The organism is Pseudomonas sp. AC463, assembly GCF_979253585.1.
Genome location: NZ_CEEDDZ010000452.1, coordinates 1 through 290, shown reverse-complemented (window position 1 = coordinate 290; position 290 = coordinate 1). Strand labels below are relative to the sequence as shown.

The following is a 290-nucleotide window of genomic DNA, read 5'->3' as shown; positions in this document are numbered from 1 at the left end:
CCGCCGACACGCTCGGCTTCCGCGCGCGGCAGGACTTCGGCGACGGCCTCGCAGTGCGGGCCGAGTGGGTGGCGCAGCAGACCGCAAGCGACCGCGTCGACCAGATGCGCGCCGAACTCGAAAGCCGGGGGCTGGTGGCATGAGCGACGACCGGCCGATCCTGATCACCGGCGGAGCCGGGTTCATCGGCTCCAACCTCGCCGACCGGCTGGCAAGCGACGGCCACCGTGTCCGCGTTTATGACGCGCTGCTGCGATCGGGCGTGGAGGGCAATCTACGCTGGCTGACGG

1 protein-coding gene is annotated in these 290 nt (G+C 71.4%); it reads left to right on the top strand.

The annotated features are described in order from the left end of the window. Positions 1 to 139: 139 nt before the first annotated feature. The coding region (locus AC0IYH_RS30935; RefSeq protein ID WP_471838004.1) for an NAD-dependent epimerase/dehydratase family protein at positions 140 to 290 on the top strand (151 nt) is incomplete at its 3' end.